A 24,326-nucleotide genomic window follows, 5' to 3' on the forward strand; every position below is an offset into this window, starting at 1 on the left:
TGCGTATTACTGAAAGCATCGAGATATGACAATTTTTTCAGGTACAGCCCCGTCAGGCGATATACGGACTGTATTTGGTGAGCTGTTGCCCAGTGTCTTCGCCCCTCGTTGCCGCAACCCTATTTCCCAGGAGGTTGACGATATTATCAAAACACGAGGATCCGGGCGGATGCGGTAAGTTTAAATCCTCTTACTAGCATGTCCCTATGCGTCCACAGACAGAAGGTCAAAAGGGGGTAATTGGGGAGTAATGGGGTTATAATTTATTGAGTTACTACTGTCACTTGGGTGCAGTGGGGTACATGGACCTTCCAGCAAAGGTAAGGTCAAGGGGGATAAAGTGAATATCAGCGACGTTGCCAAAAAAACCGGTTTGACCAGCAAAGCCATCCGTTTTTATGAAGAGAAAGGATTGGTGACCGCCCCGATCCGTACGGACAACGGCTACCGCAGCTACAGCGCCAGGCATATTGAAGAACTGACGTTATTGCGTCAGGCTCGTCAGGTGGGTTTCAACCTTGACGAATGCCGTGAACTGGTCGCGTTGTTCAACGATCCGGCGCGGCACAGTGCGGATGTCAAAGCCCGCACGCTGCAGAAAGTCGCCGATATCGAAAAGCACATCAGCGAACTGGGGGAAATGCGCCAACGCCTGTTGGCGCTGGCGGAACAATGCCCTGGTGATGAAGGCGCAGACTGCCCGATCATTAATAATCTGGCAGGCTGCTGCCACAAAGGCTAGCGCGTAATGGCGCGGATCACCAAGGTGGTGCCTTCGACCGCCACCACTTCAACTTCGGTGCCGATTGGCAGATCCTCGTTGGCTTGCGCGCGCCAACTGCTGTCGGCGATATTGATGCGGCCATGGCCGTTATGCATCGCTTCGGTCAGCGTGGCGCGGGTGCCGATCAGTTGACGGTTACGCTGGTTGAGCACCGGCGAACCGCTGGTTGCCGCTGGCCGCTTGCGCAGCCAGTACCACCACAGGTAGGCCACGGCAATAGTCATCACGGCAAACAGGGAACCCTGCCACTCCCAACTCAACTCCGGCAGCAGCCAGATAATCACCCCGACAATCACCGCAGAAACGCCGCTCCACAGCAGATAGCCGCTGGCACCGAGCATTTCCGCGGCCAACAGCAACCCGCCTAGCGAGATCCAGAACCATTGTGGGTTTGCTGCGATCTGTTCCAGCATAATTACTTACCTTTGCTGTCTTTCAGCAATTCGGTAATACCGCCGATAGAGCCCAGCAGGCTGCTGGCATCCAGCGGCATCATGATCACTTTGCTGTTATTGGCCGAGCCAATCTTCTGCAATGCGTCGGTGTATTTCTGGGCTACGAAGTAGTTAATCGCCTGGATATTACCGGTGGCGATGGCGTCAGATACCAACTGGGTTGCCCGTGCTTCTGCTTCGGCGGCACGTTCACGCGCTTCTGCCTGCAAGAACGCCGACTGGCGCTCGCCTTCGGCTTTCAGGATCTGTGATTGCTTATCCCCTTCGGCGCGCAGGATCGCGGCTTGGCGTACCCCTTCCGCTTCCAGAATGTCGGCACGTTTGGTTCGTTCGGCCTTCATCTGGGCGTTCATCGCCACAATCAGTTCGGCCGGTGGACGAACGTCACGGATTTCGATACGGGTAATTTTGACGCCCCAAGGGTTGGTGGCCTCATCGACGATATGCAGCAGGCGGCTGTTGATACTATCGCGCTGTGACAGCATTTCGTCGAGCTCCATGGAACCGAGCACGGTACGGAAGTTGGTCATGGTCAGGTTAACGATCGCCTGCTCGAGGTTACTGACCTCATAGGCGGCACGAGCCGGATCGACCACCTGGATAAAGCAAACGGCATCGATTGACACGTTGGCGTTATCGCGCGAGATAATTTCCTGGGAAGGGATATCCAGCACCTGCTCCATCATATTGATCTTGCGGCCAATACGATCCATAAAAGGCACTACCAGGTTTAAACCCGGCATCAGCGTTTTGGTATAACGGCCGAAGCGCTCTACCGTCCATTGGAAGCCCTGCGGGACAATTTTGATGCTCGAGAAGACGATAATCAGCGCGACAACGATCACGATCGGAATAATGGTAAACATGGCACAACCTCCTGTCAGACATATTACTAGATATTACGCCAGCGACAGGGGGAATGCCTAATGTATCACCAGGATAAGGCCATTTTTTGCAGAAAACGCCAGCATCTCACCGCGAATGGGCCGTTTTAACCGGGTTTGCCAAGAGCTGGCTTAACGCTGCCATGAAGTGATAATGGAGACTTCTTCAGGATCCGCATCGAATTTGCTCAGCGTCACCGTGTGGCCGTCGGTCAGCAACACGCTAACCGCCATGCCGATCACGCCGGACTGCAGATCGGCCTGCTCGATGTGCTGAAGCGCTTTAAGACAAACGAATTGCTGCATCTCGGGCAAATGTTTGAATCTGTCGGTTTGTGATTTTTTCAAGAGGGCTATCCTTTGGCGCTGCCGACGATTTGGCCATCACGCAGCAACACAATCTTGTGTTTCTGCCGGTACCAGATGGCGGTGTAAACACCTTTCTGATAAACCTGCGCATACTGGTTTTCTTCGGTCAACGCGGCTGCCGTTTGCTCAATGTAGCCCTGCTTGATATCCGGCGAGATCTTGATTTCTATCCCGGCAATGCGTGCCTGCAGTGTTTTGCTCTTTGCCGACTGCGCGTACTGTTTTGCCGCATTTTCCAACGCCTGCTTCTCTGCCGCAGCGTAAATGGCGGTCTGACGGTTTTGTTCGGCCAGATAGCAGGTATCTTTGGAAACGCCCTGTGCTTCACATTCAGCCATGCGCGACGCCGTAGAAGTGCAGCCAGCCAGCAAGATGGCAATCACCACGGTAGACAGTGTCCTAATTATCATTTTTAGTTCTTCGAGTTAGTCAGGATGGCACCGGAGTGTTCCTGTGTTTATTTATGCATTTTTTTAGAAGCTATTAGCTACTAAATAAAGCGATGTTTAGCCTGGTTTGTTGATTTACTGAACTGATGCTACAGAATATTCTTAGACAAGCATCACGTTTTAACCATTCTGTTGACCAATGTCAATTTTTGTCAGCTACTGAGAACAGATCTCAAAAACCATTTATATGTAGCTATTAGCTCCTTAATTTGAGTTAAATTAACTCTGTGTCGGAATTTGCGTAGCTGTGGGGGACGGAATTAATGTGCTAAACTGCGGCATGTCTGTAGAGAGCAAGAGGAAATCGCAGGGTGGATAATCAAGCAGAGTTTAAAAGCTATCTGGAACGATTAGGCATTGAGCAGCCTGCACTGTGCATACTCTTGGGGGTGCAGCGCAGCACCCTGAATAAATGGGTGAATGGCACGGTAACCGCAATCCCGGCCATCGCCACGACTGCGGTCAAAATGCTGTGGTTTATCAGAGAGTCCGATCCGCAGCTGTTCCAGCGCTGGATGATGATCCAGGACTTTGGCGTGCCAGCAGAGTACGCGACCAATGACAAGGCGTATGAATTCCTGCACGTTCTGAAGCGGGAGCCGTCACCGCCGATTAAGAAACTCCGGGCCCAGGTGGCGGCCCAGAAGCGATAAAATCGCGTGTTAAACCGGTAAATCAATACTTTGAAGAAAGCCGGCGATGCGTTCATCGCGCCGTTGGAACAGCGTGACAATTTCTTCCACGGCTTTACCACAGTCGTTACGCCAGGCCAGGGAGAGCGGTGACGGTTGCCGCTGATTGACCACTTCACGGGTGATCAACTGGCCGCTATCCAGATAGGGCTGGCACAGATTTTTCGGCAAGAACCCTACGCCCAGCCCCTGCAGGTGGCATTCGAGTTTACTGCGCAGGTCTGGCACCTTGATCTCTTTTTGGCCGGGCAGCAGCCAGGCAACGCGTTTGGTCAGGTTGCGCGAAGTATCTTCCACGTTGATCGCCGGGTAGCTGCGCAGCCGATCTTCATGCAGTGCCATGTCCTGGCAGGCCGCGAGCGGATGATCTGGTGTAACCACAAAAGCCCAACTAATCCCCCCCAATTTCAAGACGCTGACGTCATTAGCCAGTGATTCAGATCCGGTGGTGCCAATGGCCAGCTGAAAATCCCCGTGCAACAACGAATCCCATACTCCCATATACACCTGACGCGAGATATGAAACTGCGTGAAGGGATAACGCTGTTGCAGGTAGGCCAACAACCGGGCGACGCTTAGCGGGTTGTACAGCAGGTTGTTGATCACGATATTGACCTGATGCTCCACGCCGTCGTTGATCTGGCGTAGCTCATCGGGCATGGAGTCGAGCCAGTTGTGCCATTGGCGGCAACGTTCCAGCAGGTATTCACCGGCAGGGGTCAGGTTTACGCTGCGGGTGGTGCGGATAAACAGTTGGGTGCCGATGCTTTCTTCCAACGTTTTGATGCGGTAACTGATGGTAGCAGTGGTCTTGTGCAGTAATTCGGCGGCGCGGGAAAAGCTCTGGCATTCCGCGACTTTGATAAACGATCGAATTGTTTCGTGATCCAGCATATCGATTCCTTAACCGGTGCGGCCATCGTGTTCCTAGTGTTGCAAAAGAATTTACTTACCTTAGTTGCCTTGGGTTAGTCATAAAGCCGCTTCCCGTGATCTCGCTCACGTTTTATTGCCCTTCCTCTGCTGCACACCGCTGAAAGTGACAACTCTGTTAACGAACTGTATCGCTGCGGTTTGTTTTTTAATGCCTTGATTATTAATTAAATGTTTTCAACTCGGCACAAAAAATGTGCAGTAGATCGTGTTGTGGAAAATTTTTCCAATATTAACTTTTAAATTTCAGGCGACCTGTCTAGAGTGAACCCATTCGGTAATGTTCCTTTTTGAAACGATCCTGGAGAAACTGATGGACCTGATTGCCGTTGAGTTAACGCCTGAAGCCTTTGCACCCTATGGGAATGTATTGCAGATCGAGGGGGCGCCCTTTTTCCATATTAATGGTGGTAAAACAGAACGATATCATGATCTTGCCAATGTAGAAGTGGCCGATGATCATCGGGTGCTGGTCAGCATCAACCGATCTGAGCCTTGCGATCTGCCGTTGGAGTTCTCCGTGTTGGAGAAACATCCGTTGTCCTCGCAGGCTTTTATGCCAATGAAGGGGGAACGCTTCGTGGTGATTGTTGCTGAACCCGGGGAAGGGGAAGAAATTCCGTTACATACTTTGCGCGCCTTTATCACCAACGGTAAGCAAGGGGTGAACTACCACCGCAATGTTTGGCACCACCCGCTGTTTGCTTATGGCGCGATCACCGACTTCTTCACGGTCGATCGTGGCGGTGCCGACAACTGTATCGTCAAAACATTGCCGGAGACTTACCGGGTTGTGCTTGGATAGCGCTGTCCCCAAGCGCATAGGCTGTTTATTATAGCGGAGAAACCTTGAGCTAAATAAGGAAAGCCTGAATGAACGAAGTACGCAGAAAGGGAAGACCAACGACAGAAGCAGGGGCGACGAAAGGCGCGCAGGCGTTGGATCGTGGGTTGGAGATCCTGCAATTTCTGGCCAATGCCGGAGGAAGCTCGTCCGTTTCCGTGCTATCCGAAAAGTTGGAGTTACCGCTATCAACGACTTTCAGATTATTGAAAGTATTAGAAAAATCGGAATTCGTTTTTCAGGATCCGCAGCTTGGCTGGTGGCATATCGGCATCCAGTCGTTTACCGTCGGTGCGGCTTATATGAATGACAGGGACGTGGTCTCGGTGGCGGGCCCTTATATGCGGCGGCTGATGTTGCTATCAGGCGAAACCGCCAATCTGGCCATCAGGAATAACTTTGACGCCGTGCTGATCCGTCAATGTGAGTGCCAGGCCATGGTGCGGATGTGTGCGCCACTTGGCAGCCGCTTACCGCTGCACGCCTCCGGGGCTGGGAAAGCGCTGCTGTATCCGCTGGCGGAAGAGGAGATGCTGGATTTGTTCGTACGTTCGGGGCTGCACTCGTTTACCCCGAAGACCCTGACCAGCGTAAATTTATTACGTAAGGATTTAGCGCAATCGCAGGCGCAGGGCTATACCGTTGATGCTGAAGAGCACGCTCTTGGCCTGAATTGCCTGGCTTCGGCGATTTTTGACCGTAGCAACAACGTCATTGCGGCCATCTCTATTTCAGGGCCTAGTTCGCGCGTTAGCAGCGATCGTTTCAAGGAACTGGGGGAGTTGGTGCGTGACGTAGCCAACGACATCAGTACCGCGCTAGGTGAGTCGCGCAGCAAGAAATAGTACGTTTAAAGTAAAGCCTGTGGTTGCGATCGCGGCTGCAGGATGAGGTTACCTCCCCGTTTATCACCTAAACGGGTTTTTTTGAACTCATTTTAAGTTTGGAAAATTTTTCCAATATTTAGGAGAACGTTTAGATGGCTATTATGCGAGCAGTAGATGCGGCAATGTACGTGTTGGCGAAGGAAGGCGTGAATACCGCATTCGGCGTGCCTGGCGCGGCGATCAACCCTTTCTATAACGCGATGCGTCAACACGGCGGCATCAAACACTATCTGGCGCGTCATGTTGAAGGCGCTTCCCACATGGCGGAAGGTTACACCAGGGCCAAACCCGGCAATATCGGGGTGTGTCTCGGGACTTCGGGGCCTGCGGGAACGGACATGATCACCGCGCTTTACTCCGCCTCTGCCGATTCCATTCCCATTTTGTGCATCACCGGCCAGGCTCCTCGGGCGCGTTTGCATAAGGAAGATTTTCAGGCGGTAGATATTGAATCGATCGCCAAGCCGGTCACCAAAATGGCGGTGACGGTCATGGAACCGGCGCTGGTGCCACGCGTGTTGCAGCAGGCATTCCACTTGATGCGCTCTGGCCGCCCTGGCCCGGTGCTGATCGATTTGCCTTATGACGTGCAGATGGCCGAGATTGAGTTTGATCCGGACACCTATTCCTCGCTGGGGGCTTACAAACCGGCGGCCACAGAAGCGCAGATCGACAAAGCCCTGGACATGCTGTGTGCCGCAAGCAAACCGTTGTTCATCGCCGGTGGCGGGATCTTCAACGCGGACGCGGCTGACCTGCTGCAAGAGCTGGCGGAGACCTGCAATGTACCGGTGATCCCAACGCTGATGGGCTGGGGCTGTATCCCGGACGATCACCCGTTGATGGCAGGGATGGCCGGGTTACAAACCTCACATCGTTACGGTAATGCCAACCTGCTGGATTCGGATCTGGTGTTTGGCATCGGTAACCGTTGGGCTAACCGCCATACCGGTTCGGTAGATAAATACACCGCCGGGCGTAAGGTGATCCACATCGATATCGAACCAACCCAGCTTGGCCGCGTGATCTGCCCGGATCTGGGCATTGTTTCCGATGCCAAAATCGCCCTGCAAATGTTAGTGGCAAGAGCTCGTGAACGTGCGGATCAAGGGACGCTGCCAGATCGCTCACAGTGGGTGGAAACCTGCCTCCAGCGCAAACAAACTCTGCTGCGTAAAACGCATTTCGATAACGCGCCAATCAAACCTCAGCGCGTTTACGAAGAGATGAACCGAGCGTTCGGGCGTGATGCCTGCTACGTCACCACCATCGGGCTTTCGCAGATTGCAGCGGCACAGATGCTGCACGTGTTCAAACCGCGCCATTGGATTAATGCCGGGCAGGCTGGCCCATTAGGTTGGACTCTTCCTTCTGCTTTGGGCGTGTGTGCCGCCGATCCGCAGCGCAAAGTGATCGCGCTGTCGGGTGACTACGACTTCCAGTTCATGATCGAAGAGTTGGCCGTTGGCGCGCAGTTCAAGCTGCCGTATATCCACGTGGTGGTCAACAACGCCTACCTGGGGCTGATCCGCCAGTCGCAGCGCGGTTTCGATATGGATTACTGCGTCCAACTGTCCTATGAAAACATCAACAACCCGGAAGGGGGCGAATACGGTGTCGATCACGTCAAGGTGGTCGAAGGGATGGGATGTAAAGCGATCCGTGTAGTCAAGCCTGAGGATATCGCTCCGGCCTTCCAACAGGCACAAGAGTTGATGCGTCTGCATCAGGTTCCGGTGGTGGTGGAGATTATCCTCGAGCGGGTCACCAATATCTCGATGGGGACTGAGCTGGATAACGTCACTGAATTCGAACCCGTTGCCGAGTCGCCAGAAGATGCGCCGACCTCGGTCAGCTACTTCAACTATCAGTAAGGAGCAGGCTCATGCCGAAGTTTTCAGCCAACTTATCGATGTTGTTTAATGAAGTCGATTTTATGCAGCGGTTTCGCTGTGCCAAAGAGCAGGGATTCACCGCGATTGAATATATGTTTCCCTACGATTATTCCGTGCAGGCCTTGAGGGGCGCTCTGGAAGAGAATCAACTCACGCAGGTATTACAAAACCTGCCTGCCGGGGATTGGGCCGCGGGTGAGCGTGGCATCGCTTGCTTGCCTGGGCGCGAGTCTGAGTTTCGTGATGGCGTAGGTCTGGCGGTGGAATATGCCCGTGCGCTGGGCTGTGCGCAGATCAACTGCCTGATCGGTAACCCGGATAAATCCGTCGCACAGCATAAGACCGATGAGATCGTGGTCGCTAACCTTAGCTATGCAGCAAGGGAGTTGGCCAAGGCCAATATCCGTCTGTTGGTTGAACCGATCAATAAATACGATATGCCCGCCTTCTATCTGCAAACCACTCGTCAGGCGTTGGAGCTGATGGATTGGGTCGCGAGCCCTAACCTGTTTATTCAATACGATATCTATCACATGCAGCGCATGGAGGGCGAACTGGCCCAAACCATGGAAACGCTGTTGCAGAAAATCGCGCATATCCAGGTTGCCGATAATCCGGGGCGCCATGAACCAGGCACTGGGGAAATCAATTACGACTATCTGTTCCGCGCGCTGGACAAGATGGGCTATCGCGGTTGGATCGGCTGTGAATACAAACCTGCGACAACGACGGCTGCCGGCCTGTCATGGATTAAGCAATATCAACATTGAGGGACATATCATGAAAGTAGGCTTTATTGGTTTAGGGATCATGGGCACGCCAATGGCTGAAAAGCTGATCGCAGGCGGCCATCAACTGTATGCCAACACCTTGAATAAGGTTCCGCCGGAGCTGGTGGAAAAAGGGGCCATCGCCTGTGCTACTCCCAAGCAGGTGGCCGAGCAGGCTGACGTTATTTTTATTATGGTGCCAGATACGCCTCAGGTGGAAGAGGTGTTGTTTGCCGCCAATGGCTGTGCCGAAGCACCGCTCAAAAACAAGATCCTGGTGGATATGAGTTCTATTTCGCCGCTGGAGACCAAGGAGTTTGCCAAACGCATCAACCAACTGGGTGCCGATTATCTGGATGCGCCGGTATCCGGTGGTGAAGTGGGGGCCAAGCAGGGCAGCTTGACCATTATGGTCGGCGGTGACGAAGGCGTATTTGGGCGTGTAAAACCGTTGCTGGCCCTGATGGGGAAAAACATTACGCTGGTCGGCGGCAATGGCGACGGTCAGACCTGCAAGGTTGCCAACCAGATTATTGTGGCCCTGACGATTGAAGCGGTTTCCGAAGCGCTGATATTTGCTTCCAAAGCGGGTGCCGATCCGGCACGGGTCCGTGAAGCGCTGATGGGCGGTTTTGCCTCATCGCGCATTCTGGAAGTGCACGGCGAGCGGATGATCAAACGGACGTTTGAGCCGGGCTTCCGTATCTCCCTGCATCAAAAGGATCTTAATCTGGCGCTGCAGGGGGCGAAGTCGTTAGCGCTCAGTTTGCCTAATACTGCCACTTGCCAAGAGCTATTCAACCTCTGTGCGGCCAATGGGGCCAAAGATCTCGACCATTCCGCGTTGGTACAGGCGTTGGAAATTATGGCTAACCATAAAGTGGCTGGCTAAAGAGTAAGGCATAACAAGTTGCAGGTGCTTTCCGCCTGCAACTTGAATTCTGGTTATCGTATAGTTGTTTAATGGTTATATTCCTGTCTGTCTTGGCCGTATTGGTATTTGACTAATAGAAAGATTAGCACATCAGTTTGTTGTAAAGATAATAAGCAAAAACACTCTACGCTATTTTCTTATTTAATATAAGAAGGACCTGTCATGGAATCTATTAGCAATAAACAGAGAGAGATTTACCAACGGCGCGGCTATCATGAGGATCTATTACCCAAAGAAGCAGATAAGAAAACCTGGAAGGGAATTAACTATTTTACCTTGTGGATGGGATCGGTACATAACGTTCCCAACTATGTCGCCGTCGGGGGCTTCTTTATTCTGGGGCTTTCCACCTTAAGCATTATGGCCGCCATTATTCTCAGTGCCTTTATTATTGCCTTTGTGATGGTGATGAACGGCGCTGCCGGTTCGAAATACGGTATTCCTTTTGCCATGATCTTACGTGCCTCCTATGGCGTGCGTGGCGCGTTGTTTCCAGGGATCCTTAGAGGCTGCGTGGCCGCCATCATGTGGTTTGGCTTGCAGTGTTACGCAGGCTCGCTGGCCTTCCTGATCCTGATTGGCAAACTGTGGCCACAGTTTCTGACCTTGGGTGGGGATTTCAACCTGTTGGGGATCGGCCTGCCTGGGCTGATTGCCTTCCTGATCTTCTGGGCGGTGAACGTGGCCATCGGCCTGGGAGGGGGCAGCATCCTCAACAAGTTTACCGCGATCCTCAACCCTTGCATCTACGTGGTGTTTGGCGGCATGGCCATTTGGGCTATCTCTATCGCGGGCCTGGACAACATCATTGCCTATGTACCCGCCAATGCTATAACGACTAACAATGGCGGCTTTATGTTCCTGGTGGTGATCAATGCGGTGGTGGCGGTATGGGCCGCTCCGGCGGTCAGCGCCTCGGACTTTACCCAGAATGCCAGCAGCTTCCGCCAGCAGGCCTGGGGGCAAACGCTAGGATTGGTGGTTGGCTATCTGATGTTTGCCGTCGCCAGCGTCAGTATTCTGGCCGGGGCCAGTATTCATTACGGCGTAGATACCTGGAACGTGCTGGATATCGTGCAGAAATGGGACAGTATTTTCGCCTCGGTGTTTGCGGTGCTGGTGATCCTGATGACTACCATCTCCACCAATGCGACCGGTAACATCATCCCTGCGGGCTACCAGATTGCTGCCATAGCACCGAAAAAACTCACCTATAAAAATGGCGTAGTGATTGCCAGCATCATCAGCCTGATTATCTGCCCGTGGAAGCTGATGGAGAATCAGGAAAGCATCTACCTGTTCCTGGATGTGATCGGCGGAATTTTAGGGCCGGTGATTGGCGTGATGATGGCGCATTATTTCATCGTGATGCGCAGTGAGATCGACCTCGACACCTTATATATCGAACCCGGTAATTATAAATACTACGATAACGGCTTTAACAGCGTAGCATTTGTTGTAACGCTGTTTGCCGTGTTGCTGTCGTTGGGCGGTAAGTTCATTGAGATACTCGAACCTTTATCACGGGTTTCCTGGTTTGTTGGCGTTATCAGCGCATTCTGTTTATATGCGCTACTCAAAAGTAGAACAGTAGTTAATCGGCAAGAATATACCTGAAGTGAATATGATAAAGAAGTAAATAACCCTAAGCGTAATAATATGATACTTTAATTTCACGAAGGAGCATGATTATGTCATATGATTTAATTATCAAGAACGGTAAGGTTGTTTTAGAACATGATGCCATCATTACCGATATTGCGGTTAAAGAGGGCAAGATTGCTGCCATCGGCAATGGTCTTACCGGCGCTAAAACGGAGATTGATGCCAGCGGAATGGTGGTGGCACCGGGCATGATCGACGCTCATGCGCATATGTCCGAACCGGGCCGTACCCATTGGGAAGGGTATGAAACCGGTACGCGTGCTGCGGCCAAGGGCGGTATCACCACCATGGTCGAAATGCCGCTCAACCAGCTGCCAGCCACGGTGGACAGAGCCTCGATAGAAATGAAGTTCTCGGCCGCAGAAGGCAAGCTCACCATTGATGCGGCCCAGTTTGGCGGCCTGGTTTCCTACAATCTGGATCGGCTGCATGAACTCGATGAGATTGGCGTGGTGGCCTATAAATGCTTCGTCGCGACCTGTGGCGATCGCAGCGTCAGCAATGACTTCCGCGACGTGAACGACTTCGAATACTTCAAAGGCTTGCAGACCTTGGCCAAGCTGGATCAGTTGGTGGCGGTACATGCGGAAAATGCCCTGATTTGCGATGCGTTAGGGGAGGAGGCCAAGGCGGAAGGGCGCGTAACGGCGCACGATTATGTCGCCTCTCGCCCGGTATTTACCGAGGTTGAAGCGATCCGCCGGGTGCTGTATCTGGCCAAGGTCGCGGGTTGCCGCTTGCACATCTGCCACGTCAGTAGCCCGGAAGGGGTGGCGGAAGTGACTCGCGCTCGTCTGGAAGGGCAACAGGTCACCTGTGAGTCCTGTCCGCACTACTTCGTGCTGGATACCGACCAGTTTGAGGAAATTGGCACCCTGGCCAAGTGTTCACCGCCGATCCGCGATGCGCAGAACCAAAAAGGGCTGTGGGATAAGCTGTTTAACGGTGAGATCGACTGCCTGGTGTCCGACCACTCGCCATGCCCACCGGATATGAAAGCGGGCAATATCATGCAGGCCTGGGGCGGGATCGCCGGGATACAAAACTGCGTCGATATCATGTTCGATGAAGCGGTGCAGAAAAGGGGCATGTCACTGCCGGTGTTTGCCAAATTGATGGCGACCAACGCCGCCGATATTTTTGGTTTGAAGCACAAGGGGCGCATTGCTGTGGGGAAAGATGCCGACCTGGTGTTCATTCAGCCCAACAGCAGCTACGTACTGGCAACCGGCGATCTCGAGTATCGCCATAAGGTCAGCCCTTATGTGGGGCGGAAAATCAACGCACAGGTGGCCAAAACCATCCTGCGTGGCGAAGTGATTTACGATCTCAAGGCGGGTTTTGGCGTTCGTCCGATAGGTAAATTTGTGCTTAAACATCAGCAATAACGTCAGTTAATCAGCGCCCGTCACCGCGCGGGCGCATGGATGATGAGATATTGGATATGAAGGAAGCTCCCATGAACGGGTTAAGTGCCAGTCGTAGCAGTTGGTTATCGGGCCTGCAGTGGTTCTTTTTCATTTTCTGCAATACGGTGGTGATCCCGCCGACCCTGCAATCGGCATTTAACCTCTCCCCTGGTGTGACCTTCTGTATCACCCAATACACTTTTATCTCCACTGCGCTGGCCTGCCTGGCACAGGTATTTTTGGGCCATCGGCGAGCCATTATGGAAGGGCCAACGGGCCTGTGGTGGGTGACCATCTTAACCTTGACCCTGGCGGAAGCGGCCAACGGCACGCCGCTGCCAGAAATTGGTGGCAGCCTTGCGGTGGGGATCCTGATCTCTGGCATTTTGACCATCCTGATTGGGGTTAGCGGCTTGGGGTTCCACCTGGCACGGCTGTTCCGTCCTGCGGTAATGGCCACGTTTATGTTTTTGCTGGGGGCGCAGTTAATCAGCATCTTCATGAAAGGGATGCTGGGGTTACCTTTTGGCGTTTATACCGGCGTCGTGACCATTAACTACCCGGCCTTTTACTGGGCGTTGACGGTGTTGCTGATGATTATCGCCATTATTGCCTTTTTACCGCGGGCGATCGGCAAATATGCGCTGTTAATCGGCACTCTGGTTGGCTGGGGCGTTTACAGCTGGTGGTTTGCACCCACCGGTGCGCCGATTGCGGGTAGCGATTGGGTGCTGTTCCCACTTGGGTGGCCGCAGGAATTGCATTGGGGGATTGTGATTAGCGCCATACTGACCGGTTTGGTCAATGTGTCGAATAACTTTGCCGCCATTCGTGGCACCGATATTTTTTATGCGGATGGCCCGGCGGGCAGAAGCCTGTTCCGGCGTAGCTTTATGGTCTCGGGCGGGTTGACCTGTCTGGCAGCTCCACTGGGCGTGGTGCCTTTCTCGCCTTTTGTCTCTTCCATTGGCCTGCTGACTCAGACACAAGACAGCAGTCAGCGCTCGTTTATTATTGGCAGCGTGGTATTCCTGCTGGTGGGGATGTTGACGCCGCTAGCGCAATTTTTCTGCAGTATTCCGCTCACGGTCAGCAGTGCCGTCATGCTGGCCTCTTATCTGCCTCTGCTGTTCTCCTCGGTGCTGTTTATCAACAAGATCGAACTGAATAGCCGCAACATTTATCGGCTGGCGCTACCGCTGTTTTTGGGCGTGTTCCTGATGAGTATGCCTTCCTCCTTTTGGCAAGGGGTGCCGATCACCATCAGGCCGCTATTTAGCAATGGCCTGTTGATTGGCGTGCTGCTGGCGGTGTTGGTTGAGAATAGTATTCCGTGGGATAAGGTGAAACCACGCTAGCATTTATAATACAGCAATTAATCAATATTTTTTAAATTCCCACCGCCCTGTCTTTGATAATCAGGGCGAGTTAATCCAATTACACTGAAATAAAATCTGAAATAGCAGGATGCCAACCAAGGAGATCCGATATGGCGACCAATAATGCTGAGATTGATCAAGCTATTCTGGCCAGTCCCGACAAGGCTAAACTCTACCGTAAAATAGCCTGGCGAATTATGCCGATATTACTGATTAGCTATATCGTCGGTTATCTTGATCGCGTGGGGATATCATTTTCAAAATTCCAGATGATGCCGGATATTCTGCAAGGTAATGTGTCGATGGCAGAGGCGGTGTATGGCCTTGGTGCCGGCGTATTTTTTATTGGTTATATTATCGCCGGTGTGCCAAGTAATATCTTACTGAGTAAGTATGGTGCGCGAAAGGTCATTGCCCTGTTGATGTTGGTATGGGGCACAATTTCAATGCTGAGTATTTTCATTACCAATCCCACACAGTTTTATCTGGCGCGATTCCTGCTGGGGTTAGCCGAAGCCGGCTTTTATCCGGGGGTGATCCTCTATCTGACACTGTGGTTCCCTTCAAGCCAGCGGGCAAAGATGACGGCGTTGTTTGTTTGCGGGATACCGGTCAGTAACATCATTGGTGGGCCACTTTGCGGTTGGATTATTGAAAACATGAATGGCATGTTCGAACTGTCCGGCTGGCAATGGCTATTTTTTATCAGTGGTCCACGTGCGGTATTGATTGCGGTCGTCATTTTCTTCTTCCTGGATAATACCTATCAGAGTGCTAAATGGCTCAGTCCACAAGAAAAAGAGATGATCACCCAAGATATGGCGCAGGGAACATCGAAAAAAGTGGGTGCGGATGGTACTGCGCAGGAGTGGACAATGAAGACCATGCTGAAGTCTTCCGCCTTCACTAAAATGTGGCTGATCTGTTTCTGTACGGTGATGGGGCAAGGGGGCTTGGCCTTCTGGGTGCCGACCATGATCCGTGATACGGGGGTGAGCTCGGTAATGGATATTGGTTTGCTGACCATGCTGCCGTATATGCTGGCCGTTGTTGCTATGCTAATGGCTGCGCGCAGCTCTGACAAACATCGAGAAAGGCGTTGGCATATTATTGTTCCTTTCTGTATTGCTGCGGTTTCGCTGATCTTTATCGGCCTGTTCCCAGATAATAAAGTCATCGTAATGGTGGCATTATGTATTGCAGTCGCCTCCAGCCTAGTGCCTTCGCCTCTGTTCTGGAGTTTGCCAAATGCTATCTTTACCGGTACCTGCGCTGCCGCTGGGATAGCGCTAATTAACTCGATTGCCAATATAGGTGGCTTTATCTCCCCCTATATTATTGGTTACTTTAAAAATACCACAGAGAGTAATCTGGTCGCGATGTGTGTGCTATCCAGCATGATGATACTGGGGGCTATTCTGACCTATAGCGTTCCGGCGAAACTGGTTAATAAATAATATCCAATAGAATATCGGTTACTGACAGTAGCTCCGATTGATAAAAAACCATGCTCTCTGTGCCTATGTGGTGATCTATTTCATTGGCCGAGGGTATGGTTTTTTTATTGGCTAATGATGAAGGGGGTAACGTTATGGTGGCGATATTAAAAGCAGAGTGAATAACAGGTGACTCGGTGTTGGCCCCTCACCCTAACCCTCTCCCACAGGGAGAGGGGACCGATCGAGTATGTATGAAGTTGTAGTAATTCACTTCGAATTAGGAGGCGGTCGAATTTGCTGAGATGAATTATCTACCCACAGGGAGGGGACCGATCGAGTATGTATGAAGTTGTAGTAATTCACTTCGAATTAGGAGGCGGTCGAATTTGCTGAGATGAATTATTTACCCACAAAAGAGCGAGGGCTAACAGCTCCCTCTCCCACAGGTAGAGGGGACCGATCGAGTTGGGCTGAAAGTATCGTGATTCTTCATGAGCACCGGCAGATTCAGCTTGGTTAAAGGGGCGATCGAGTTTGCTGAGGTAACTTCTTTATTTCCAAAAGAGTAGGGGCTAATAGCTCCCTCTCCCTGTGGGAGAGGGTTGGGGTGAGGGGAAAATTGATTACTGAATGAACAATAAGACTCTGCTTCAATCAAATAGGCCACACTACATGGAGCGTGGCCTTGAAGCGGGTTTAGAAGTCGACGTCGCGGTTGCAGTCTTTCGAGTAGATATAGCTGAACTCTTCCTGGCCCACCGCATAACCGGCTTGCGGAACGTAGGCGGCCATAAAGATGTAATCCCCTTTCTTGACCGGGATCCACTCGTTATCCAGGTTATACACCCCAGCACCGCTGAGAATATATGCGCCATGTTCCTGCACGTGGGTCTCGATGTAGCCATGGCTGGCACCTGGCTTGAAGGAGAGGATATGAATGTTCATATCGAACCCCAGATCCTTCGGCAGCAGATCTTGCAGGATCACATCGCTCATGCCTTCATAGTGAATTCTTTCCAGCTTGTTGACGTTGTTGCTCACCACGTGGGCTTCATAGCCCTTGATGCGGTTGTAGACTCGCTTGTAGAGGAACAACTGGCTTGGCTTGCCGCCGTTGGTGTTCTCCAGGCGCAGCATCACGCCGGCAGGGCAATACAGATAGCCACCGGTGGTGAGTGGATAATCGGTGCTGTCGGCTGACGCGGTGATGTTACCTTCGATAACGTAGACCAAGGTTTCAATATTCTCACCGCCAAAGCCTTGCTGGTTACGGCCACCATCATGCAGCGTCACCAGATAATCGACAAAAGTGGCGCCCAGTTTCGGGGTGGCAAGAATGGTGACGTCGCAATTCTCAAAGCCAGGAATGATGTTACGCACCAGGCCATCCGGTGGGATCACTGCATAGTTGTCGCGTTTGATAATGGAGCGCGAAGCCAAGATATCTTTTGGATAGCCAATCTGATTATTGATATAACCCACGGTAATTCTCCTGATTAGTCAGGGCCGTAGCCCTACAACAAAAATTATGCCTGTGCCGCCGTTTGGCGATTGTTTTTCTGCTTCATCAATACGTTGACGGTAAAGAAGATCACGGTGCCGATCAGCAGGATGGCAGCGGAGATATAGAACCCCATCACCTTGGAGCCGGTGCTGTCGGAGATCACCCCGGTGAGGAAGGGAGCAATCACCGAAGAGGACATGCCGAAAAAGTTAAACACGCCAAAGCTGGTGCCGTAGCCTTTCTTCGGAGCGTTATCTGCCACGAAGGAGATCATGATCGGATCCACCGCCAGCTTACCGAGCAGGCCGTAAAGGATCAGGCTGACCAGCAGGGTGGTGGAGTCCGGTGAGATCACGGTGCAGACTAGCGTCACGGCAGCACAGATTTGCAAGAAGATGATCAACTGCACTTTCTTGGCGCGGAAACGGTCAGACATGCGGCTGAAGAACAGCGCCCCTGGCACGGAGGCGAAGGCCACCAGCGCGGCAGAGAAGCCGATGGCCACGCCTTCAAACCCACGTTCCTGTTGCAGGAAGGAAGGCAGCCAGGTCACGATCATGTAGTAGCCATAGCAGGTGGCGAAATACATCACGTAGGCGGAAATCATCCGCAGGCTGAACAACCCACTGACTTCCTCGGTCTCTTCCACTGGCGTGGCCGCAGCGGCTGCCGGGCTGGCGGCCAGAGAAGCGGTGTAGGAGCCCCCCTTGATCACCAGGAAGAACACCACCGTCATTACCACCAGCAGGCCGGTGATGATAAACAGCATGATTTGCCAGTCCATCCCCATGCTTTTCACCAGCAGGCTGGAAGCGATCAGGCCAATGGCCATCCCCAGCGCGGAACCGCTGTTGATAATGGCGGTGGCCAAACCACGGCGTTCCAGCGGAATGTTTTCTGATGACAGCGAGTATGCCGAGCCGTAGTAAGAGCCACAGCCCATCCCGGCCAGCAGGCTACCGGCGTAGATCATGGTCAGGCTGGTGGCGTTACCGATCAGCAAGGTGGCGATGATGAACAGGCAAAAGCCTGGGATCAGCACCACCTTCTTGCCGAACTTATCCACCAGGATCCCCGCGGGGATTTGCATCCCGGTATAGGCAAAGAAGTAGAAGCTGGCGATCAGACCCATCTCGGCGTTGGAATGCGAGCCGATGGTTGCCTGGATCTCAGGGAAGATCGGTGTCAGCACCGTGCGGTAAATCCAGATCACCGCCCAGCCCAGACACAGGACCACCACTATTTTTTTCCAATACAGCGGGTCAAACCCGGTGTTGGAAGAGGCTTTGCTGTTGCTCATAGGCGGGCTCCCTGCTCGGTATAGGCCAGTTGGTATAAGGTATGCGCCAGAATTTTCACCCCTTCGGCCAGGTCGGACAGTTCGGTTTTCTCCGCCGGGTTATGGCTGATACCGGCAATGCTTGGCACAAACATCATCACTGTCGGCACGTGCGGGGCAAAAATCTGTGAGTCATGGCCAGCACCGCTGTGGATCATGCGGTAGTTCATCTTATGGCTTTCACACAGGTGGCTGACGCAGGCCAGCAGTTGTTTGTCCATTGGGATCGGCGTTTCATCCATCCACAGGTCGATCTCGACCTCAATGCCCATTTCGGCACAGATACGCTGAATATCGGCTTCGATCTCCTGGGTAAAACGCAGCAGCGTTGCTTTGTCGGTGTGGCGGCAATCCAGAGTGAAATGAGTGAAACCAGGCACGACGTTGACGGTGTTAGGCTTGGGCTCGACCTTGCCAAAGGTCAGCACCAGCGGGTCGCCTTCCACTTTGGCCTTGGCGATGGATTCGCAGCAGATCCGGCTGAAGGCATAAACGGTATCTTTGCGGTAACCCATCGGCGTGGTGCCCGCGTGGTTGGCCTCGCCCTTGAGTTTGATATCGTAGCGGCGCTGGCCGACGATGCTGGTGACCACGCCAATGGTTTTTCCTTCGGTCTCCAACACTTTGCCCTGCTCGATATGCAGTTCAACGAAGGCGGCGATATCTTTGCGCAGCGGTTGGTCTTGCGGGCGGAAGTCAAAGCCTGCGCTATGCATGGCGTCAACGAAATTCACGCCTTTGGCATCACAGATGCTTTTGACTTCTTCCGGGCGAGCGGAGCCGATAATGTTTTTACTGCCCCAGAAAACGTAAGGGAAACGGCTGCCTTCCTCCTCGGCTAGAGAGATGACTTCCAGCGTGCGCAATGGCGCGCCGTAGGTCTCTTTGAGATGTTTGATCGCCAGATAGGCGGCTTCGATGCCAAATTGACCATCAAGGTTGCCGCCGTTGACGACCGTATCGATGTGCGAGCCAGAAAGGATCACCTGATCGGGATATTTGCTGCCCTGCAGGCGGCCGGATAAATTGCCGACGGCATCAAAAGAGGTCGCCAGACCGGCGGTTTCAAAAGCCTGCTTCAGCGCCTGTTGGGCTTCCACCCACTCAGGGGTATACAGCAAACGCGTCATGCCGCCGCTGGGATCTGCCCCGATCTTGGATAACCAGCCAGAAGTTTCACTAATTTCTTGTTGGAAATTCTTCATATTTATCTGCCTGCTTGTAACGTCCCTGAGACATGCGCCAACTCAGCTTTGTCGGGAGGGTTGATAAGGGAAATGGCGGTGAAAATAGCTTTTCTCCGCCTGATTTAATTGATCTGACGATTAACTGGCAAACGGATCTTTATGGTCGTAGGAACGTTGGTAAATATCATCAGAAATCAGGTATTGATAAATGTCGTCAACAATATCGATGCCATTCTTTTCATTTTCTATTTCACGCATATGGCTACCCTGGCCAGGGTAGAGTACTTGTTTCACGCCAGGCGCCGGTTTGATTTCGTTCAGTTCTCTCATGACCTGGCTGATATGTTTGCGGAAGGTCACTTCGTTGGTGAAATAGCTTGGGTTGAGCACGATATGCAGCTGGCCCAATTCCCGGCCTGCGCTTAAATCGTGATACATCGAGCTGACGTGTTTGCCGAACGGCAGGCCAAGCAACACGCCGGAGAGAATATCGACCATCATCATCAGGCCGTAACCTTTTGGCCCGGCGATAGGCAACAGCCCGCTGACGGCGAAAGGATCGGTGGTGTTATTGCCTTCGCTGTCTACCGCCCAGGTATCCGGGATTGGCACGTTGCGTGAGCGAGCATCCAGCACCTTGCCCCAGGCTTGAACCGTAGTGGCCATATCGAAGGTCATGATGTCGTCGCCTTCGGCCGGTGCCGAGAAAGCGATAGGGTTGGTGCCGTAATAGACCTCTGCGCCGCCATATGGGACGACCATCGGATCCGACTGACACACTGATATGCCAATCATGCCCGCATGGGCGGCCTGTTGCACAAAGTAAGACAGCGCGCCACTGTGGCCGATGCGGCGAACGCCTACCACCGCTACGCCGTTCTCTTTCGCCATTTCGATGGCATGGTCCATACCCAGCTTGGCTGCGACGTGCCCGGCACCGTTGTCGCCATCAAAAACTGCGCTGCAAGGGCCGGTTTTTTCAAAGGTGAAATGCGGGTCGTTATTGGTGCCGCCTTTGCTGATGCGTTCAGAATAATATTCCACCCTCACCGCGCCGTGGGAATGGATCCCGCGCGCATCCGCATGGACCAAAACGTCCGCGACAATCCCGGCGTGTTCCTGGCTTAGACCTGCAGAATGAATTTTATTTTGAATCAGTTGGTGCAGTTGCTGCTTAGAGACTTTCATAGACAGTCCTTTCGTTACTACGGTTTATTTAAACTATCTCTGTCTCCTACTGTATAAACATAGCAAGGGAATAATGTGATCCAGACGGCTATTGTTTTATTGGCTTAAATTTTCATTGAATGGGATTACCATTGTTAGATTATTTTTAACAAAGCGCCGTGTTTCTGATGATTGAATTTAATTAATTCCCGCCGGACTTGATGATTTTTTCTAACAATGGGAAAAGTGTGATGAGACTCACCTTCGTCATCGGGTTTTATTTGTAGCTTGGCCAATAAGAATATGGGGTCTGAAATAAATAGGTTGCTAAAAATATCTGAGAACGCCCATTGCGAAGTTCACATGCTGTTTTAAGGATATCACTATGATCCATGCTTTTATAAAAAAAGGGAGCTTTCAGGATTCCGTCAGCCTGATGCTAATTTCCCGCAAGCTTAGCGAATCACCCAACGTCGAAGAAATATCGGTCATGATGGGGACACCAGCCAATAAATCCTTACTTGAAGCGACCGGTTTCTGGCATCCGCAATTCAGTGAAGCGACCCCCAATGATATTTGCGTGGCCATCAAGGCGGAATCTGCCGATGACAGCATCACTGCACAGATCGGTGAAGCGTTAGACCTGGCGTTGAAAGCCATTGCCCAGGGGCAGCAGGGCGGAAAACGCTTGCTCAAGGCACGCAGCTGGCGCATGGCGCGGCAGAAGCTGCCAGATGCCAATATGGTGCTGATTTCCATTGCAGGGGAATATGCCGCGCAACTGGCCGATCAGGCGCTGGATGATGGCTGTAACGTAATGATGTTTTCCGACAACGTCAGCGTTGAGCAGGAAGTGGCGCTAAAAACCAAGGCGCGCGACAAGGGCCTGATTGTGATGGGCCCAGACTGCGGCACGGCCAATATTGCCGGGGCTCCGCTGGCCTTTGCCAACGTTGCCCCCAAAGGCATGATCGGCATCATTGGCGCCTCGGGAACGGGTATCCAGGAGCTGACCTCACAAATTACCCTGGCCGGTCAGGGCGTCTCTCACGCCATTGGCTTGGGCGGGCGTGATTTAACCGCCGAAATCGGTGGTATCAGCGCTATCACCGCACTGCGTATGTTGGCGGCCGATCCGCAAAGCCAGGTGTTGGCGTTTGTCTCCAAGCCTCCGGCCGAAGCGGTACGTCAACGGGTTATCGATGAGATGAAGACCCTTGGCAAACCGGTTGTCGCGTTGTTCCTTGGTGCCAGGAACGCACTGAAGCAGGAAGATAACATCACCTTCGCCACTACATTGGATGAGGCTGCACGCCTGGCAGCGATGTTGGCAAACGTGCAGCAAATGGCCGCACAGCAACCTGCGGTATGCGGTGGCAAAATCTCTGGTCTGTACGCCGGTGGCACGCTGGCAGCGGAATGCGCCATGTTGCTGGCCGATCGGCTGGGCGTGGAGGCCGACAGCAAGCATCAGCATGGCTCAATGCTCAACGCCGACGGGCACCGCATTATCGATATGGGGGACGATTTCTACACCCAGGGTAAACCGCACCCAATGATCGACCCGTCTACCCGTAATCAGGAAATCGCTCGCCTTGCTCAGCAGCCGCAGATTGGCGTGTTGCTGCTGGATGTGGTGATTGGCTATGGCGCCCAGGAAGATCCCGCAGATTCCTTGGCTACCGAAGTCAAACGCGTACGCGAAAAGCGTGGTGCGGCCCATCCGCTGGCAGTTATCGCCGCGGTGACAGGCACCGAACAAGATCCCCAGCAGCGTTCCAAACAGATTGCCACGCTCAACGAGGCGGGCATTGCCGTGATGAATTCGCTGCCTGAAGCGGTAGCGCTGGCCTGCCAGTTAATCGCCCCTCCTGCTCTGGGTACTAACGAACCCGCACCCGCCATGCTGGCCGGTGTTTCCGTGATCAATGCAGGCTTGCGTAGCTTTGCCGACGATCTGCAAACCAACGAAATTTCAGTGGTGCATTACCAATGGGCCCCGGTGGCCGGTGGTAATCAACGATTGGCTAACATACTGAAAAATTTAAAGTAAGGGATTGATATGTACGCAACTATTGAACAAGCAAACGCTGCCGTTATCGCCAGGATCCGTGAAGCCCGCCCACATTGGCAGGATGTTGATTTAGCTAAAAACCTGATCCCGCAGTTGGCACAGGGGAGAAAATTGCTGCATGCCGGCCCGCCGGTCACCTGGGCGGAAATGAGCGGCCCGGTACGCGGTGCCTGCATTGGGGCCTGCCTGTTTGAGCAGTGGGCCGAAAGTGAGCAGCAGGCGTTGGCGCTGCTGGAAAAGGGTGAGATTGAATTCATCCCTTGCCATAACGTCAGTGCCGTTGGCCCGATGGGGGGCATCACCTCGGCGCATATGCCGCTGGTGGTGGTGAAAAACACCGTTCATGGCAACCATGCCTACTGCAACCTGAACGAAGGGATCGGTAAGGTGATGCGCTTTGGAGCCTATGGGCCAGACGTGCAGGCTCGCCTGTGCTGGATGCGTGACTCATTGGCACCGGTACTGAAAGAGGTACTGGCCACCTTTGATGAGGGGATTGACCTCACCGCCGTCATGGCTCAGGCCATCACCATGGGGGACGAGTTCCACCAGCGTAATATCGCAGCGTCGGCGCTGCTGATGCGTCTGTTAGCCCCGAAAATCAGCCTGCTTGAGCGGGACAACGTTGAGCTGGCCAAGGTCATGCAATTCCTCAGCATTACCGACCAGTTCTTCCTCAACCTGGCGATGGCCTATTGCAAGGCGGCCATGGATGCCGGGGCCGAGATTAAGCAAGGCACCATCGTGACGGTGATGACCCGTAACGGCAAAAACTTTGGCGTCAAGATCAGCGGCATGGGTGACCAATGGTTTACCGCGCCGGTCAATACGCCGGAAGGCCTGTTCTTCTCCGGCTATAGCCAGGCCGACGCCAACCCGGATATTGGCGACAGCGCCATTACCGAGACCTTCGGCATTGGCGGTGCGGCCATGGTCGCTGCGCCTGGCGTGACCCGCTTTGTCGGAGCCGCCGGTGGCATGAGTGCCGCGACTGATATCTCCGAAGAGATGGCCGAGATTTACCTGGAACGCAACATGATGCTGCAAATCCCAACCTGGGACTTCCAGGGCGCTTGCCTGGGGCTGGATGCCCGTCGGGTGGTGGAAACCGGTATCACGCCGTTGATCAACACCGGGATTGCCCACCGTGAAGCCGGGGTTGGGCAGATTGGTGCCGGTACCGTGCGTGCTCCATTGGGCTGCTTTGAAAAAGCCATCGAAGCGCTGGCAGAAAAACTGGGCATCAGCGCGTAACAACCGGTTCGCC

22 protein-coding genes are annotated in these 24,326 nt (G+C 53.1%); 13 read left to right on the top strand and 9 right to left on the bottom strand.

Annotation, left to right across the window (positions count from 1 at the left end):
• The first annotated feature begins 340 nt into the window (after window positions 1-340).
• Window positions 341-742 (top strand): Cu(I)-responsive transcriptional regulator, encoded by a 402-nt coding sequence (gene cueR / locus D9980_RS00495; RefSeq protein WP_121606074.1) that lies wholly within the window; start codon window positions 341-343, stop codon window positions 740-742.
• On the opposite strand, the gene D9980_RS00500 is transcribed toward cueR, so the two are convergent.
• The 4 genes from D9980_RS00500 to D9980_RS00515 all read right to left on the bottom strand — a co-directional run bounded on the left by D9980_RS00500 (window position 739) and on the right by D9980_RS00515 (window position 2,902).
• Window positions 739-1,197, bottom strand: a complete 459-nt coding sequence (locus D9980_RS00500) for an NfeD family protein (RefSeq protein ID WP_024484422.1) — start codon at window positions 1,195-1,197, stop codon at window positions 739-741. The two genes, cueR and D9980_RS00500, sit on opposite strands and share 4 nt — an antisense overlap.
• 2 nt (window positions 1,198-1,199) lie before the next feature.
• Window positions 1,200-2,105: an SPFH domain-containing protein gene (locus D9980_RS00505; protein WP_021180096.1), complete on the bottom strand. Its 906-nt coding sequence runs from the start codon at window positions 2,103-2,105 to the stop codon at window positions 1,200-1,202.
• A gap of 150 nt (window positions 2,106-2,255) precedes the next feature.
• Window positions 2,256-2,471 carry a hypothetical protein gene (locus tag D9980_RS00510; protein ID WP_121606075.1) on the bottom strand — a complete coding sequence of 72 codons (216 nt, stop codon included), beginning with the start codon at window positions 2,469-2,471 and terminating at the stop codon, window positions 2,256-2,258.
• Between the two features lie 5 nt (window positions 2,472-2,476).
• Window positions 2,477-2,902 (bottom strand): hypothetical protein, encoded by a 426-nt coding sequence (locus D9980_RS00515; protein ID WP_121606076.1) that lies wholly within the window; start codon window positions 2,900-2,902, stop codon window positions 2,477-2,479.
• Between the two features lie 350 nt (window positions 2,903-3,252).
• On the opposite strand from D9980_RS00515, the gene D9980_RS00520 reads away from it, so the two are divergent.
• Window positions 3,253-3,594: a hypothetical protein gene (locus D9980_RS00520; RefSeq protein WP_121606077.1), complete on the top strand. Its 342-nt coding sequence runs from the start codon at window positions 3,253-3,255 to the stop codon at window positions 3,592-3,594.
• Between the two features lie 9 nt (window positions 3,595-3,603).
• Here the strand turns inward: D9980_RS00520 and allS are convergent, their stop codons facing one another.
• Complete coding sequence (allS, locus tag D9980_RS00525) at window positions 3,604-4,527, bottom strand: HTH-type transcriptional activator AllS (RefSeq protein WP_121606078.1); 924 nt, start codon at window positions 4,525-4,527, stop codon at window positions 3,604-3,606.
• 352 nt (window positions 4,528-4,879) lie between these two features.
• On the opposite strand from allS, the gene D9980_RS00530 reads away from it, so the two are divergent.
• The 9 genes from D9980_RS00530 to D9980_RS00570 all read left to right on the top strand — a co-directional run bounded on the left by D9980_RS00530 (window position 4,880) and on the right by D9980_RS00570 (window position 15,806).
• Window positions 4,880-5,371 carry an ureidoglycolate lyase gene (locus D9980_RS00530; RefSeq protein ID WP_121608920.1) on the top strand — a complete coding sequence of 164 codons (492 nt, stop codon included), beginning with the start codon at window positions 4,880-4,882 and terminating at the stop codon, window positions 5,369-5,371.
• A gap of 68 nt (window positions 5,372-5,439) precedes the next feature.
• Window positions 5,440-6,255 (top strand): HTH-type transcriptional repressor AllR, encoded by an 816-nt coding sequence (gene allR / locus D9980_RS00535; RefSeq protein WP_121606079.1) that lies wholly within the window; start codon window positions 5,440-5,442, stop codon window positions 6,253-6,255.
• A 134-nt stretch (window positions 6,256-6,389) separates the two neighbouring features.
• Window positions 6,390-8,171, top strand: coding sequence for a glyoxylate carboligase (gene gcl, locus D9980_RS00540; protein ID WP_121606080.1), 1,782 nt, complete (start codon window positions 6,390-6,392; stop codon window positions 8,169-8,171).
• Between the two features lie 11 nt (window positions 8,172-8,182).
• Window positions 8,183-8,962 carry a hydroxypyruvate isomerase gene (gene hyi / locus D9980_RS00545; RefSeq protein ID WP_021180091.1) on the top strand — a complete coding sequence of 260 codons (780 nt, stop codon included), beginning with the start codon at window positions 8,183-8,185 and terminating at the stop codon, window positions 8,960-8,962.
• 10 nt (window positions 8,963-8,972) lie between these two features.
• Window positions 8,973-9,854, top strand: a complete 882-nt coding sequence (gene glxR, locus D9980_RS00550) for a 2-hydroxy-3-oxopropionate reductase (protein ID WP_121606081.1) — start codon at window positions 8,973-8,975, stop codon at window positions 9,852-9,854.
• A gap of 204 nt (window positions 9,855-10,058) precedes the next feature.
• Window positions 10,059-11,513, top strand: coding sequence for a putative allantoin permease (locus D9980_RS00555; RefSeq protein ID WP_121606082.1), 1,455 nt, complete (start codon window positions 10,059-10,061; stop codon window positions 11,511-11,513).
• Window positions 11,514-11,587: 74 nt separating this feature from the next.
• On the top strand, window positions 11,588-12,949 hold the full coding sequence (gene allB / locus D9980_RS00560; RefSeq protein WP_121606083.1) for an allantoinase AllB: 1,362 nt from the start codon (window positions 11,588-11,590) through the stop codon (window positions 12,947-12,949).
• A gap of 71 nt (window positions 12,950-13,020) precedes the next feature.
• On the top strand, window positions 13,021-14,328 hold the full coding sequence (locus D9980_RS00565; RefSeq protein WP_121606084.1) for a uracil/xanthine transporter: 1,308 nt from the start codon (window positions 13,021-13,023) through the stop codon (window positions 14,326-14,328).
• 131 nt (window positions 14,329-14,459) lie between these two features.
• On the top strand, window positions 14,460-15,806 hold the full coding sequence (locus tag D9980_RS00570; protein WP_121606085.1) for an MFS transporter: 1,347 nt from the start codon (window positions 14,460-14,462) through the stop codon (window positions 15,804-15,806).
• Window positions 15,807-16,484: 678 nt separating this feature from the next.
• On the opposite strand, the gene allE is transcribed toward D9980_RS00570, so the two are convergent.
• The 4 genes from allE to allD form a co-directional block, all read right to left on the bottom strand.
• Window positions 16,485-17,270: a (S)-ureidoglycine aminohydrolase gene (gene allE / locus D9980_RS00575; protein ID WP_024486475.1), complete on the bottom strand. Its 786-nt coding sequence runs from the start codon at window positions 17,268-17,270 to the stop codon at window positions 16,485-16,487.
• Window positions 17,271-17,314: 44 nt separating this feature from the next.
• Complete coding sequence (locus tag D9980_RS00580) at window positions 17,315-18,592, bottom strand: MFS transporter (RefSeq protein ID WP_121606086.1); 1,278 nt, start codon at window positions 18,590-18,592, stop codon at window positions 17,315-17,317.
• Window positions 18,589-19,836, bottom strand: a complete 1,248-nt coding sequence (gene allC / locus D9980_RS00585) for an allantoate deiminase (RefSeq protein ID WP_121606087.1) — start codon at window positions 19,834-19,836, stop codon at window positions 18,589-18,591. Before allC ends, D9980_RS00580 begins: the two co-directional genes overlap by 4 nt.
• A gap of 120 nt (window positions 19,837-19,956) precedes the next feature.
• The gene (gene allD, locus D9980_RS00590) at window positions 19,957-21,006 is read right to left on the bottom strand and encodes an ureidoglycolate dehydrogenase (protein ID WP_024486472.1); all 1,050 of its coding nucleotides are present in this window, start codon (window positions 21,004-21,006) and stop codon (window positions 19,957-19,959) included.
• Between the two features lie 364 nt (window positions 21,007-21,370).
• Between allD and D9980_RS00595 the strand changes: the two genes are divergently transcribed.
• Together D9980_RS00595 and D9980_RS00600 are read left to right on the top strand one after the other, a co-directional pair.
• Window positions 21,371-23,038, top strand: coding sequence for an acyl-CoA synthetase FdrA (locus tag D9980_RS00595; RefSeq protein WP_121606088.1), 1,668 nt, complete (start codon window positions 21,371-21,373; stop codon window positions 23,036-23,038).
• Window positions 23,039-23,047: 9 nt separating this feature from the next.
• Window positions 23,048-24,313, top strand: a complete 1,266-nt coding sequence (locus tag D9980_RS00600) for a DUF1116 domain-containing protein (protein WP_121606089.1) — start codon at window positions 23,048-23,050, stop codon at window positions 24,311-24,313.
• The last annotated feature ends 13 nt before the right edge of the window (window positions 24,314-24,326 follow it).

The sequence above is a fragment of the Serratia sp. 3ACOL1 genome, from assembly GCF_003668775.1.
Lineage (GTDB): Bacteria > Pseudomonadota > Gammaproteobacteria > Enterobacterales > Enterobacteriaceae > Chania > Chania fonticola.